The organism is Bacillus sp. CCB-MMP212, from assembly GCF_022748145.1.
Taxonomy (GTDB): domain Bacteria; phylum Bacillota; class Bacilli; order Bacillales; family Bacillaceae_G; genus Bacillus_A; species Bacillus_A cereus.
The window spans coordinates 202,044-218,045 of the sequence record NZ_JALDQE010000005.1 but is presented as its reverse complement, the minus strand read 5'-3'; the positions used below and the strand labels follow the sequence as shown (position 1 = coordinate 218,045).

The following is a 16,002-nucleotide window of genomic DNA, read 5'->3' as shown; positions in this document are numbered from 1 at the left end:
TATGATATACAAATTTATCACCTACTATTAGGAAAAGAGAATATTTTATAATTAATTTACAACATAAATTTTGTCCATGTTTTAAACAATATGTATTTTGGAGGAGGGTAATTTGATTTTTTCAAAACTCATTGATCGGTACGCCTTATATGATTTACACAAAAAAAGAAGTGTAGCGTTTCAGTATACTTCCCTATCTAACACTTCATTAAATATAAAGGACATAGAATCTTTTTATAACGTAAAACCATCCTATATTCATTTTGACATTAAGCATTCAAAACAGGAAAAGGAATACATGGTTGGGCAATTCAAATATAAAAGTTCGGTTCAATCCGGTGATTCACGCAACGACTCTGTAACTGGGGAATTATTCTTACATAAAAATGAAAATGCACCTCATGTTATCTTTGTTCACGGTTGGAGAATGGATTCTAACGAACGTGTGAAAAAAATATTCCACGATCATATGACCAGCCTGAAGTGGAATATGTATTATTTCACTCTACCCTATCATTTTGAAAGAAAACCCGATCAATCCTTTTTCAGTGGAGAGTATATGGTAAGTGCAAATATTGAACGAACAGTACAAGCAACTAGACAAGCTGTAGCTGATTTACGAGCTTTGATTAAATGGATTAAAGCAAATAAAAATGGTCCCCTGATTCTAATAGGAATTAGTTTAGGTGGATTTATTACTAACTTAACCTCTCTTGTTGAAGAAGAAATTGATGTGTTAGCATCCATTTTCTATGCAAATCGACTTTCTTATTCAATTTGGAATACAACTCCAGGTAAATTTATTAGAGAAGACTTGGAACATCATGGTGTAACGTATGATGATTTAATAGATTATTGGAAAATCACTGAACCGAGTCAAGCATTACCAAAAGTAAAAAAAGAAAATATTTTATTGATTTCAGGTAAGCACGATCTATATGTGCATTCTGAGGATACAGACTACTTGTGGGAATCTTGGGAAAGGCCTACACGATATATTTATACATGTGGGCATGCCGGGATAGTTCTTAAACGTAAAAAAATTGCAACTGATACAATCAATTTTATTCAAAATCGATTGAACTCCCTGCACTTATCCAATGACAGGTCTTAAATTGTGAGATTACTAAGTACAAAATCTTATACTTATATTGTTATATTTTTTACTAGTCACCTTTGTAAATCTTAGCCCCAAGCCTTACACGATTGAAAATGAAATAAAATAAATAACTAAGGAACTAATTTACCATGTGGAAAAGCATTGGTCAGCATTTTCACCAGTGGTCCCTGTATATGCAATATTACATACAAAAATCTTTATTTATTACGTTATTAATTTAAAAATAAATTATTCATCCATTAATCTATACCATCCGTATTTACATTTATGGATACCCTAATTACATATGAAAAAGAGAGAAGAACATTGGTTAGTTCTTCTCTTTTTGTTTATTTTTAAAATAACTATCTATAAAATTTTGCTTTTTATAATTCTTCATGAGTCTAGAAAAGAAATTTTTCTAATGTACATAATTACAACGACATTAAAACACTTTGCTCTTAAATCCGCTACTTGTATTATTAATTGCATGAAACTCCTTCTTGAGAAAGGTTTTAATTTCTGAATATTCTGTTGACTGTTATAACATATCCAATTTACAATTTAATTGTGGTGTTCTTTCACAATTAAACTACTTAGAATACACTTCATTTATTTGAAAACAATTACAAATAGAGGTGCTAAAATGAAAACTAGAGTAAATCCAGAATTATTACAAGGGTTAGAGATGTTTCCGGATCTCGATTTACGCCCAGAAAATTTGCAATCAATCAGAGAAGGAATAGCTCAAATGAGACCACCTACCGTTGTTGATGACTCCCTTTCTTTAATAGATAAAGTCATTGTTGGGCCTGATGATAATCCGTTACCATTACGAATTTATCGTCCAAAATCAAATCATGAATCTTTACCTGTCTTATTATGGATACATGGTGGAGGTTATATCTTAGGGTCTATAGATGATAACGATGATACTTGTATGAGGTTTGCAAAAGAAGCTAGCTGTGTGGTCGTGTCTGTAGACTACCGCTTAGCACCTGAACACCCTTACCCAGCACCAATTGAGGATTGTTATTCAGCTTTAAAATGGATTGCTGATAATGCAAAGTCATTAAACATTGATTCGAATCGAATTGGAGTTGCAGGAGTAAGCGCTGGCGGTGGACTAACAGCAGCATTATCATTATTAGCACGAGATCGAAAATATCCTTCAATTTGTTTACAAATGCCACTATATCCAATGATTGATGACCGAAATAATACACCTTCAGCGAATGAAATTAAAGAAGGATTTGTTTGGAACCAAAAGGCAAATGAAGCTGGCTGGAAAATGTATTTAGGAGAAATGTATGGAATGGATCAAATCCCTGCATATGCAGCGCCTTCTCGAGCTGAGGATTATAGTGACTTACCGTATACTTACACATTTGTAGGTCAATTAGATCCATTCCGAAGCGAAACATTAACCTATATAAGCAAACTAGCGCAAGCTGGTGTTGATGTCGAGTTTCATTTATATCCAAATGCCTATCACTGGTTTGAAGGGTTAAATCCAAATGCCGATGTATCTATTTATGCTGTGAACGAAATAGTACAAGCAATAAAAACTGGGTTCAAACGAGTATCTAAAGTTGAGGCTTAATCCCATTACAAGAGAAACACTCATAAATAGTATACATTTGTGAGTGTTATTATCATTTAAATATAATAGCCGATTCTCATTTGAAATCGGCTATTAATATGTAAAATCCGCCTAATATATCAAGGTTGAGAAACAGATATAAGATGTTTAGACGATGTATTTATTTCCTCTACCAATGCTTTTATGTTCATCATGATTTGAAGTATTTCTTCTTTTGTTGTCCTTGGGTTGATAGAGCAAAGTCGAATTACTACTTTTTCTTTTAATTTAGTCGTACTTAGCATAGCAAATCCTCTTTGATTAATTTCTTCCACCAATTTTTTGTTTATTTCATGAATTGTATCTGTAGATGTTAGCTCACATGGAATATAACGAAAAGTAACAATTCCTAATTGGGCAGGTGTTACTACTTCCCAATCTTTTTCTTTCCTTAAAAATTCTTCAACTTGTTCAGCTAGCATAATGCCATGATCAATTGCCTCACGAAAAGCTGTAACTCCGAATGTTTTAAAAGAAAGCCATACCTTTAATGCTCTAAATCTACGAGAAAGTTCAATTCCACGCTCCCCAAAGTTCACTTTTTCTTCTATATTAGTTTCCGTATCCCTAATATACTCTGGGATCATACGAAACGTTTCACTTAAATATTGACTATTTCGAATGAGTACACAACCAACATCATAAGGCTGAAAAAGCCATTTATGCGGATCTAACGTCAAAGAATCAACACGATGAATTCCTCTTAACAACTCTCTTCCTTTTTCGCTGAGAATTGCTGCAGCTCCATAAGCCCCATCCGCGTGTAGCCATATATCTTCATCACCACATACATCAGCCAATTCATCGAGGGAGTCCACCGCTCCGCAATTCGTTGTCCCTGCATTTGCAATAACACAAAATGGTTTTTTCCCTTTTAATCGATCTTCTTTTATTTGCTTTCTTAAAGTACTAACTGAAATTTTCAAATCTTCATCTGTCTCAATTCGGCAAATTTGATGCTGTTTAAAACCTAATACTTTAAGTGCTCGATCTACAGAAAAATGAGTTTGGTTAGAAAAATAAACAATCGCATTTTCGATTTCATTATTCAACTTAACCTGTCTTGCTACAGTAAGTGCAGTCAAATTAGCCATGGAACCGCCACTGACAAATAGTCCTTCAGCTGATTCAGGGAATCCTAGCATTGATTTTAACCAGTTAATTGTCGTTAATTCAATTTGTTCGGCACCTGCACCTACTATCCAAGCTGTAGGAAATACATTAAACCCACTTGCTAAAAAATCTGCTAATACACCAACATAATTATTAGGACCTGGCACAAAAGCCATAAAATGAGGATGATCCACATGAGTAATTTGATTAAACACATTGTTATTAAGAAAATGAAGTAATTCTTTTGGATTAGATCCGTTTTCCGGAATCTTTTCAATTAGCTTGTCTCTAAAAATATTACTATCAATCGTTTCTGAAACTGGTTTACTTTTTAAATGATTCATATGATCAACAATCAAGTCAACCGCTTGATATCCTAACTGACGCATCTCTTCGGCTGATAACTGCAAATTTTTTGTCATTTGGTTTGCTCCTATTCTATTTAAAAAGGCGAGTTCTTGCTCGCCTTTTCATTTTTTATAATTTGTAATCACCAATTGCTTGTACTGGATTTTGAAGAATCATGTTGATTAATCCATAAATGTGATTTAATATTTCCTGTATTTTCTCTGCTTCATATACGGTTTGATCAAATCCAAACTTTATTGTAAGTTTTTCTTCAGGGAAGCACATAATTCCATACTTTACATGTGGCTCATCAACGACTTCGTAATCCGTGATAGCAAAATGTCTGTTTTCATTTGAAGAAAAGATTGCTGGATTAGTTGGATAGTTTTCAAAAACCCAAAGATGGTCAGTCAACTCAGTTTTTAATTCACTTTGCTTTTGTATATCAACAAATGAATAGTATGCATACTCATTACATTTCAATGTCTCTAGTTGTACCTTTTGCAGGAAGTCCACAAAAGATTGCGTTTCTGTCCATGCTAATCGGATAGGCAAAATATTTGTGAACAGACCGAACATATTTTCAATTCCTTCTACTTCGGGAGGTCTGACTGATACTAGATTAGGCAATACTACTTCTCTCGTTCCGTTAAATTTGCCAAGCAATATTCCCCATACAGCTAGTAATGCCGTATTCATAGTTATATTATTTTTAGTTACAAATGTCTGTAACTGATCAGTCAAATCCTTGTCTAATGTTAAATCCGTAAAAGTGAAGTTTAACCCTTCACTTTTAGATGGGACTTTCTTTTTAGGAATACTAATTTTCTGATTGTATCCTGATAAATAATCTCGCCAAAAATGACGTGCTTTCTCATGATCTTGTGCCAAAGTCCAATCTATAAATGTTTCAAAAGGTTTTACCATAGGTAACTCCGCCGTAGTTCCCGCATTTGTAGTTTCGTAGAGCTGGAATAATTCGTCTATCAAAATGCTGACGCTCCAACCATCACATGATAGATGATGGGAACTCCAAATTACCTTATACTCGTTATTACCTAGTTGGAATATACAGAGACGGGTCATAAGTTCACCATTTTTAAATCCTTGACTTAAATTTTCATTCATCCACTGATCTAGGAATTCTTGCTGTTCTTGTTTCGTCATCTCAATCAAGTTTTTTATTTCTGAATTTATTTGAACATTATATAGAACAGCTTGCCAAGGTTTTGCTTGTTCATCTTGCACAATTATTGTTCTTAAAGAATCATGACGATCAACTAATTGTTGGAAACACTGAATAAAGAGTTTAATATCCAGCTCCCCCTCAAGTGCCCAAATTGTTTGTTCAAAATATGCATTTGTATCAGGTTCATTCGTAGCATGCTCATAAATAACTTTCTGGAAAGGTGCTAACGGGTAAATACGTTCTATTTTTATATCCGGCATTTTTTCTTGTATTTTGGTAAGTGTATGTTGATTAAGTTGTTTATCTTTAACATTTAGTAATGTAGCTTTATTATCGTTCATTATATTTACATCATTTGTTTGTGAACTTGAAAACTGGTCTAGCTTTTTAACAAATTGAACCATGTCTCTTAATATAGGAAATGAAAATAGATTTTTTGGTTCAAGCTCGAATCCTTGTCGATACAGTCTAACGGACACTTGAATCGCTTTTATCGAATCTCCACCTAAGGCGAAGAAATGATCATTTACTCCAACTTGATCTATTTTGAGTACTTCTTGCCAAATACTAGTTAATATTTTTTCCATTTCAGTTTTTGGAGCAATAAATACTTCATTTTTTTGTTTCTGCGGAGTAGGGAGCGCTTTTCTATCTAATTTCCCGTTTGGAGTCAGGGGTAATTGGTCCAAATAAACAAAATAAGAAGGAATCATATAATCTGGCAAGTGATCTCGCAAATGCTTTCGTAGTTCTGTTGTACTAATATTTTGCTCAGTTACTACATATGCAACTAAAAATTTTATTCCGTTCTCATCTGTTTGATCAATTACGAGAGCATGTTCGACTTGTTTATAAGTTAGAAGACAATGAGAGATTTCTTCTAACTCTACTCGATATCCTTGAATTTTCACTTGGTAATCTTGGCGGCCTAAAAATTCAATATATCCCTCAGAATGCATTTTTCCACAATCTCCTGTTTTGTATATAAGACCAAAATCAGGATGTGACACAAACGCTTCATTTGTTTTCTTTTCATCATTTAAATATCCTTTAGCAAGGCCCACTCCCCCGATATATAAATCTCCAATTACACCAACAGGGCACATTTTCTTTTCATAGTTCAACACATAATACGTTTGGTTTGCCAAGGGCATCCCGTATGGAATACTATTCCAATGTGATTCCACCTGTTTGACCGGATAATAAATTGACCAAATCGATGCTTCTGTTGCCCCTCCTAGTGAAATTACTTCTGCAATCGGAAAATGTCGTTTTATTTTTTCTGGTAAAGAAAGCGGAATCCAATCTCCACTATGTAAAACTAAACGTAAAGAAGAATGTTCAAAATGAGAACCTACTTGATCCAATGCCAAATCCATGATTGCAGGCACTGTATTCCAAATTGTAATCCCTCTACGTTCGACAGTGCGGATTAATTCTTGCATGTCTCTCGGATCACGAATCATTACTAACATTGCACCTGTGCTTAAAGCTCCGAAAATATCGTATACAGATAGGTCAAAACACATGGAAGAGATACCAATAATACGATCATCTTCATTTACCTCATATTTTTGATTTATGTCTTGAATAGTATTTGTAACCGCTTGGTGAGTAATAATTACTCCTTTTGGTTTTCCTGTACTTCCTGAAGTGTATATAATATAGGCAATATCTTCTGGACCAGCAATAGCGGGCATATCTTTTGTTGTATAAAATGACAAATGATTTTCTTCATAAAGACTAGGTTCTAATAAAAGCTTGCATGAACTATTTTTTAAAATATATGTTTGGCGATCTAAAGGATGATCGGGATCAATCGGAACATAAGCGGCACCTGCTTTTAAAATACCTAACATATTAACAATTGTGTCAACTCGCCTTTTTGCTAAAAGACCCACTTTGTCACCTAGACCAATGCCTTGCTCTTTTAAGAAGTGGGCAATTTGATTGGAGCGTTTATGAAGTTCCGTGTATGTTAACCATTCTTGTTCAAATACCACTGCTACTTCATCCGGTGTACGTTTTACTTGGTCTGTAAATAATTGATACAGAGTAGTTGAAGGTATTTTTTCTGTTGTTTCATTGTATTGCTTAATTAAAGTTTGATCCGATTCTTTCATCTGCAAAGATGTTATATTGCTTTGTTTCACCAATTGTTCCAATAAGTCAACAAATTGGGAAAACATTGCTTCTATTACATCAACATCCAACAACTCTTCAACATAGTTCCAGCTAATTAGTAACTCTCCATTTTTTTCAATTACTACATTATCCAAATACACTTGTGGAGTCCGAGCATGAATATAGCGAAGAGAACCAAGTTTTTCCCAAGAGAAAGCACCTGCACCTGCTAACATCGAGGTGAAAACGATTGGCATAACTGCTTTTGGCGTCATTTGATGATATCGAGTAAAATCTCGAATAAAGTTAACTCCATCGTAATGACGATGTTCAAGGCCATCTAATAAAGTAGATTGCGTTTCTTTTACTCTAGTAAAGAAAGTTTGCTCTGGTTTTACATCAACATCCAACAAAATAAGCGATGTGAAATCTCCTACAATCTGTTCTACTTCATCATGAACAGGATAACGGTTAAATACAGTCAAATTAATTGCTAATCGACATTGATTACTCCAATATGCCAACACATCACCATATATTGTACAAAGTAGAGCGGAAGGAGTTACCTCTTTCTCTTGTGCTATCTTTCGTAGCTTTGTCCATTTTTCATTGTCCAGGATCTTAGTAAGTGATTGGAATTTAGGAGTAGCAATCTCTGCTGGATCCTTTTTTAACAACAAAGAAGGTGCAAACGGAAAGTCAGGAAGCTTACTTGTCCAATAATCTTTTGCTGTTTTATATTCTTCGCTTTGTTCCATTTCATCATAGATAAACATATAATCTTGAAAATCAAAAGATAAAGATTCTAATTTTTGATTTGGTTTATAATAATAATGCAACAAATCCTGTCCAACAATGTTCATGCTTGCTCCGTCCATTAATAAAGCATCGTATCGAAAACATAATAAATATGTGTCTTCTTTTAAAAGAAAAGCTTTCAATTCAAACAAAGGCCATTGCCCCAAAGGGAATACATGGTTAGTCATTCGAGAACGCTCTTCTTGTAAGCGAGCATTTTGATTCCTATCATCTAAATCTATGAGACTCACTATTTCAATCTCGTAATCAGGAACGCTTTGTAATATTTGCTGTTTTCCCTCTGGTAAAATTACAGCTCGCAACATTGGATGACGATGGATTACCTTTTGAAAACTTTTTGAAAGACGATTGATATCCAATGCTGTTTCATATTCAAAATATGTTTGAGGTGAAATACCACTTAATTCAAACTGTGAATTCCTTCCTAACATATACGCTGTTTGAACTTCTGTTAAGGAAAATGGATTAGACAAATCTTTAACATGAGTTGGTCTACTTTCAAAGTTTTCCTCTTTATGCTCTAACTTTACACAAGAACTCAGTTGAGCGATTGTAGGGTGCTTAAAAAAATCTGTTGTACTTATTTTTAAGCAGTCTTTTCTTAATAAATTAATTACCTGAAGTGCTTTAATGGATTCTCCTTTTAATGCAAAAAAATTATCATGAATACCGATTCCCTCAATCTCCATAACTTTTTCCCACGCACGCACTAATTTTTGTTCAATTTCATTGCGCGGGGCAACGTATGGAATTGATATATAATCCGTTTGTGTTATATCCAATAACCTTTTTCTATCCACTTTTCCATTTGGATTCAATGGAATCTCTTCTACCTGAATCATTTTTTCAGGAATCATAAACTCAGGTAATTTATCACTTAAATATTTTCTGATTTCACCAAAAGACACCTTGTTATCCGATACATAGTAGGCAGCTAATAATTTCCTATTTCCATACACTTGATCAACAACGATAGCCTGGTTTATTTCTGGATATTCCCTTAATTGAGTTTCGATTTCTCTTAATTCAATCCGATACCCCCGAATTTTCACTTGATGATCCATTCGACCTAAATACTCAAGTTCTCCATTAGGCAACCAACGAACGAGATCACCTGTATGATACATCATTTCCCCTGCCATAAAAGGACTCGGTACAAATTTTTCATCTGTCAGTTTACTTTTACCAAGATACCCTCGTGCTACCGCTACTCCAGCAATGCAGAGTTCACCGGGAATTCCAAATGGTTTTAATTGGCCATACTTATTCAATATATAGGAATGATAATTCGGATTTGGTTTGCCGATCGTAACTTCTTTGGAAGTGCTCAAGTCTTTTACTGTTGCGCAAATGGTTGTTTCTGTGGGACCATAAATATTTAAAATTGTTGCTTCACTGATACAACGAATTTTTTCAACCAAATCAATGGAAAATGCTTCTCCTGCTAATAAAATAGATTTTAAATCTTTTAGAAAATTTGCCCCTTCTGGATCACTCAAAATCACTTCCATTCGCGATGGCGTTGATTCCCATAAATCCACCTTATGTTTTTTGATCAAATGAGCCAATTCTTTTGTTGCAAACTGGTCCTCTGTAACAATTACTACTTTTGAACCTTGCGTTAAAGGAAGACATATTTCTAACAAGGAAATATCAAAAGATACACTAGCAAGAAACAAGAATGATTGATTAGCCTTTACTTTTTCTCTCATTACATTTAAAAAATGAACTAGCGATTTTTGTTCTATCATTACCCCTTTTGGATTTCCTGTCGATCCTGATGTGTAAATAACATAAGCCAAATCATTAGGATTATGTTCTCGTACTAAATTACTTTCTTCACCTTGAAAAAGATATTCTTTATCAAGATACAGTACTTCACCCGCAAATTGTGGCAATACTTCCTCTGTTCGCTTACTAAGTAAATATTTTGCTTGACTATCTTGTAACATATATTCAATTCGTTCAGTTGGGTAGTTAGGGTCTATTGGTAAATAGGCTGCTCCTGCTTTTAAAATCCCCATCATACCAATAATCATTTCTAATGACCGATCTACCATAACGCCAATAATACTTTCTTTTGAAACACCTTTACTTTGAAGAATAGAAGCCAATTGATTCGCTTTCTTATTCAATTCTCTATATGTCAAAGATTGATCATTACAAACAACAGCAATTTGATCTGGAGTTTTTAATACTTGCGCTTCAAACAAATCTTGAAATGATTGAAACAAGTCTATGCCCGTTTGAAAAGTATTCAATCCTTCTAGCAACTCTTTTTCTTCTTCTGCAATAATACAAATATCTTTCAATGCCAAATTCGGGTTTTGTGAAACTTGCTTTAAAACATAACAATACGAATTGGCAAACTGTTGCAAAGAAGAGAATGAACGGGACTTGCAAGAAATTTGAAATTCAAATTCATTATGTATTTCATTCCATTTTTTTCGTATCCATAGGACTAAATTATTCTCTGCGTATTCTTCTAGCGAATTTTCATTATGTAATCCTTCCATCCCGATTACAATTTGAAAAGGAGTTAAATTGTGTTTAACTAATAATTCAGAGAGCGGATACTCCTGATTTTCATACCCGAATAAAGTCGTTTGTTCAATCTCATTTACTAATTGTTTAAAGGTGTGATGCGGATGGATTTCACTTCCTAAAGGAATCAACTTATTAAGATTCTCACTTTGTTCAAGATTCTTTTCAATTATAGGAATACCAATAGTAATTCTTTCTTGATCTGTATAATGTGCCAAACAAACCCTTAAAGCGGCTTGAAACCAGCTAAATAATAAATCTTGAGACTTACTTATTTTTTGTATACTTTTACTAAACTCTACATTCACTATGACTTGAACGTACTCACAAGGTGTTTCTTTATTTAGTTGGTTATCGCTATTAAATACAGAAAAATCGAGAACCTCGGAAGATAATTGCTCCTTCCAAAATGTTTCTACTTCTTTATTTTCATGAATTGAACTTCGATATTTAATGTGCATTATTATCTTTATCCCCCTAATATTCATTTCTTCTACTCGTTAATTTTCAAGCCAACTTCAAGCCCATGGAGAAACACTTGATGGTTATCCAAACATAAAAATTGCTGAATCTCTTCAAATTTCATATGACCAACTGAACAAACCCCTAAATTTAATGTCTCAGCAACCATATTTAAGGTAGCAGTGATAATGCCTGACTCGATACAAGCAAATAAATATCCATCTGAACCGTATTTCGGGATGGAAGCGTTCGCATTATAAACCAAATAAACTGAGAATGCAGATTGAGTAAATAAATCCTGATTAATTAACTCATGATCACTTTTGATCACTTGATCAATGTTGTTTACAATCACAAGACTATTTTTTGATGGGTTATAATAATAAAATCCAGCTTTCATACCCTCTATACGTTTTGGTTTTATATAAACAAAGATATCAATGGGATAGAGCCCGCCTGCACTTGCGTAATGATAATATATTTTTTCTTCCCTAACCTGTTTTAGAGTTGATAAGAATCGGGAAAATTCCGAAAAACTAATGTGTTTTTCCATTTCAAATTGACGACAAGACCTACGTTCCTTGATTATAGTGGGTAGCTCATCTGTTGTTTCAAGTTGAATTTCGGTTGACCGTGCAGCAACGTGCGTGCGATTTAATTGTTCACTCATATACTTATCTAACTCTTCTTTAGAAAAGCGAATCTGGTTGCTATATGGATTTGGAAAAATCTTTTCTTGTGAAGAAAATACTTCTCTTGGGTGTAATATGTTACTTACTAACACACGATTTTTTATCATGAGCTCTATGTTTTTTTGTGTCTCTTCTACATTTCCTAACGAAAAGCGCTCTACTAGTTCACTAATTTTCACACCTTTTTGAGCCATAAAATAAAAATCAGGAAACCACTCAGACAGAATATCTGTAAACCTCATTTCCCCTATCAAAACTTCATTATGCAACTTCTCCCAATGCTTAATCGGAGACCAGTAATAAATTTTCTCGCTCATATAACCCTCCATAAACGTTTAACTTATTTTTGAAATGCAATTTTCTAATTTACAAAATTTTTTTAGATTCTGCTCCTTGTCTCATAGTGATTATAAATACATGTACTTTAACGAAACTTGAAAATAATGAAATAACTTTTTCTTCATTAAATTTTTTTATTTAATCATAAAAAATGATTTTTTTTTGGATATTTCACATCCTTTCCCACAGTAATCCTATAAGGTATAAACCATTTATAACATTGAGAATATTCATGTATTTCCAATGTGAAATTATTGTAATAGATTGAAGAGCGGTTGAATATAGTTATTAAATCAAATAATGTTGAGAAAGTTTTATTTATTATATTGATAAAATTTTATGATGTAATTTATTACAAATAGATTAAGAAAAGAGTTTTAAATTTTTCTTAATTAGTTAGTGTGAAAATATCACATACTATTACATACAATTGAGTTACTTACATTTCATATTCAAAATAGAGAAAAGACACCTTGAATGGTGTCTTTTCTCTATTTTAATTCCATATACTTTTTACGCCTTTGTTATTTTTAAACGATTTGTAGGAATTAATACAACTCGAACATCTAGTTTATTATATGTTCAAATATATAATAAAAATTATCTGAATTACGAACGTATTTCATATAATTTTATAAATAAACTCAAAGATATTTTCTCCCCCTACTGTCACAAAAGAAATAATCTATTGCTTATTTCTTTTGTTAAATTGTAATATAATTACAGTATGTGAAATTATATTACATTAACTTTAAAAACGAAGTGAGAATAATCTTCACTTCGCTTTTTTTATTTGCAATCCTTATTAACTTTGCTCAATTCAGTATTTATTTCCACACTCTTCGCTTTTATTTAGTAGGTTTTTCTGATTTTAAAACAATGGAACTTAATGCAGGAACTTTAATTTTATTGTCATGGACAACATAAAGTGGTTTACTTCCCGCCTGCTTCCCATCTACTAGTACTTTCCAAGGCCCTTTCGATGGAAGTGTTATTTCAACCGCTTCTCTATTTGCATTGTGAGCCACCGTAAAGTATTCATTTTTATTCCCCTCTATTGTATAAGCTACCGTATTTTTCGGGGCACCTATAAATGAAACTTGTGTTTTTATTTGCTCTGCAGATGTCATTCGAAAAGCTGAGTACTTTTTGCGTAATTCTATTAAGCCCTTCATATAATCTACTTCATTATTAAACGTTGCACGGCGCAGCCAATCCATCTGGTTAATTGAATCGGGAGATTTGTAACTATTATGATCACCGTATTTCGTCCGCATAAACTCTTGCCCTGCATGTAAAAATGGAATTCCTTGTGATGTTAATAAAATCGAAGAAGACAATTTGTGCATTTGTGTTCGCACTTCATCGCTGTCACCTGGATTAGTTAACTCAAGTTTATCCCATAATGTATGATTGTCATGTGCTTCCACATAAGTTAGCACCTGCTCTGGATCTTGATAGGTAGACGAATTTGTATCATAGTCAATACCTGCTGTAATGCCTTTTTTAATACGATCTTCCATGTTTTGCTTTCCATTTACAAAACCATTTTCTTTCTCCTCAAATACACTACCTTTCAATCCATCACGTATATTATCATTAAAATGAGCAATCCCTTTCATTTTCTCTGCATTTTTTTGATTTGCTTTCAGCTCAGCTGCAAGAGGTGTATTTAAATCCCATCCTTCTCCGTGTAGTATAATAGAAGGGTCAATTTGATTAACAGCTTTACGTATTTCATTCATCGTTTCATAATCATGAATACCCATTAAATCAAAACGGAATCCATCTAAATTGTATTCTTTCGCCCAATATGTGACGGAATCTATCATAAATTTCCTCATCATTTTTCTTTCTGAAGCAGTATCATTTCCTACTCCAGTTCCATTTGCAAATGTTCCATCTTCATTGTAACGATAATAATAACCTGGAACTAACTTATGAAAATTAGATTCAGCAGCGTTATACATATGGTTATATACTACATCCATCACTACTCGAAGATTATTATCATGTAGTGTTTGAACCATTTGCTTCAATTCAGTTATTCGCACAGTCGGCTCATAAGGATTTGTAGAATAGGAGCCTTCTGGAACGTTAAAATTTTTAGGGTCATATCCCCAGTTATATTGCGGTTCATTTAAAGTCTCTTCATTTACTGAAGCATAATCAAATATCGGTAAAAACTGAACGTGAGTAACACCTAGATCCTTTATATGATCAAGTCCTGTTTTTACACCTTCTGGCCCTTTTGTTCCTTTTTCTGTTACACCTAAATACTTCCCTTTCTGTTTAATACCACTTTCAGGTTGGATGGAAAGATCGCGTACATGTAACTCATAAATAATAGCATCTTCCGGATTTTTAAATTTTGGCTTTTTGTTTGCTTTCCATTTTTTCGGATTTGTTTCTTCTAAATTAACGACTGCACCTTTATCCCCATTTACAGAAGCAGCACGCACATATGGATCAACTGCTTCAGTCCACTTATCACCAATTTTGACCTTATACGTATAAAAGAGCCCTTTTTGGTTCCCTTTTAGTTCTGCTGTCCAAGTTCCCTTTTCACCTTGTTGCATGTTTATTTCAGTACCTATTTTATCGTTCCATTTTTTATATGTAACTAACTTCGCTTCACTTGCAGTAGGAGCCCATACACGGAACTTTGTATGTTGCGCGGTATATGTATTCCCTAAATCGTTACCACTATAATAAAATAAATTATCAAATTCCTCGCTACGAATGACTTTACCAATTTCAGTATTCGTATCAGCTAAGTTTTCTATTTTAACTTTGTATGTTTGTTTTAAATCAATTTTCTGTTCCGTAATTATTTTAACCTTATTAGTAATATCTCCACTGTTTATATCATAAGGACTAATATTCTTAATTTTAATGCCTTCAATTTCAATTTTCTTTTCCCTAATATTAAATGGGACATTAGTCGTTACAGTAATTTCATGGAAACTATCAATAGTTGCTTTTTGAATTGAGAGATCTGAAGAAGGCTTAGAGTTATATACTTTTTCATCACCCGAAAGAATCCATACTTCAGCACGACCCTCCTTTATATTTTCAATCCAACGATCTCCACCATCTTTTTCCCATTCATTTGTTCGAACTATAAATCCTACACGATTATAGTCACCGTCTATTTTTATCTTAGCGTATTTTCCAAATTCATCTTCACCAGTAAATTCATAAGATGTACCATTTGCATTTTCACCCCATAACCAAAGATTCCAGTCTTTTGTATTTCCAAGCTTCTCTTTGTAATGAATGATAATGTCAGTTGTTTTCGAATTTGAAATTGCCTTCACACTCTGAAAGGAGAAAACAGATGATAACATAACGATTATGGTAAGTAATAAGAATGATTTGTTAATTAATCTTTTTGTAATTTGCACCACATACACCCTTTCTTCAAATATTACTAGCGATTTATTATGCTTACACTGAATAACACTGCTTAAATTAATCTAGAAATCTCTTTTAATTCACCTCCATATTGGCTATTTTCACGTATGTATTTCAATGACCTTTTAATACGAAAACGTTTGCATTAATGCTTAAAAAAATAGATTTGTGTATGCCCTCATATATTTGTAAATGCTAAAAGGTCAGGGAAATC

Annotated in this window: 6 protein-coding genes; 2 read left to right on the top strand and 4 right to left on the bottom strand. The window is 33.3% G+C overall.

The genetic code is table 11. The features are described 5' to 3' along the window. The first annotated feature begins 112 nt into the window (after nucleotides 1–112). Entirely contained in the window at nucleotides 113–1,114 is a 1,002-nt protein-coding gene (locus tag MRP26_RS15810) for an alpha/beta hydrolase (protein WP_000577721.1), read from the top strand. A 631-nt stretch (nucleotides 1,115–1,745) separates the two neighbouring features. Continuing rightward, nucleotides 1,746–2,702, top strand: a complete 957-nt coding sequence (locus tag MRP26_RS15805; protein WP_000857931.1) for an alpha/beta hydrolase — start codon at nucleotides 1,746–1,748, stop codon at nucleotides 2,700–2,702. A gap of 119 nt (nucleotides 2,703–2,821) precedes the next feature. Here the strand turns inward: MRP26_RS15805 and MRP26_RS15800 are convergent, their stop codons facing one another. The 4 genes from MRP26_RS15800 to pulA all read right to left on the bottom strand — a co-directional run bounded on the left by MRP26_RS15800 (nucleotide 2,822) and on the right by pulA (nucleotide 15,778). Beyond that, entirely contained in the window at nucleotides 2,822–4,276 is a 1,455-nt protein-coding gene (locus MRP26_RS15800; RefSeq protein ID WP_053564277.1) for a pyridoxal phosphate-dependent decarboxylase family protein, read from the bottom strand. Nucleotides 4,277–4,331: 55 nt separating this feature from the next. Then, on the bottom strand, nucleotides 4,332–11,339 hold the full coding sequence (locus MRP26_RS15795) for a non-ribosomal peptide synthetase (protein WP_242806306.1): 7,008 nt from the start codon (nucleotides 11,337–11,339) through the stop codon (nucleotides 4,332–4,334). A 32-nt stretch (nucleotides 11,340–11,371) separates the two neighbouring features. Continuing rightward, on the bottom strand, nucleotides 11,372–12,349 hold the full coding sequence (locus MRP26_RS15790; RefSeq protein ID WP_142330430.1) for a SagB/ThcOx family dehydrogenase: 978 nt from the start codon (nucleotides 12,347–12,349) through the stop codon (nucleotides 11,372–11,374). An 870-nt stretch (nucleotides 12,350–13,219) separates the two neighbouring features. Further along, nucleotides 13,220–15,778, bottom strand: coding sequence for a type I pullulanase (pulA, locus tag MRP26_RS15785; protein ID WP_242806305.1), 2,559 nt, complete (start codon nucleotides 15,776–15,778; stop codon nucleotides 13,220–13,222). Nucleotides 15,779–16,002 lie beyond the last annotated feature (224 nt).

Coding starts and splice junctions, on each gene's coding strand:
- MRP26_RS15805 (WP_000857931.1), top strand. CDS start 1,746: ATGAAAACTAGAGTAAATCCAGAATTATTACAAGGGTTAGAGATGTTT.
- MRP26_RS15800 (WP_053564277.1), bottom strand. CDS start 4,276: ATGACAAAAAATTTGCAGTTATCAGCCGAAGAGATGCGTCAGTTAGGA.
- MRP26_RS15795 (WP_242806306.1), bottom strand. CDS start 11,339: ATGCACATTAAATATCGAAGTTCAATTCATGAAAATAAAGAAGTAGAA.
- MRP26_RS15790 (WP_142330430.1), bottom strand. CDS start 12,349: ATGAGCGAGAAAATTTATTACTGGTCTCCGATTAAGCATTGGGAGAAG.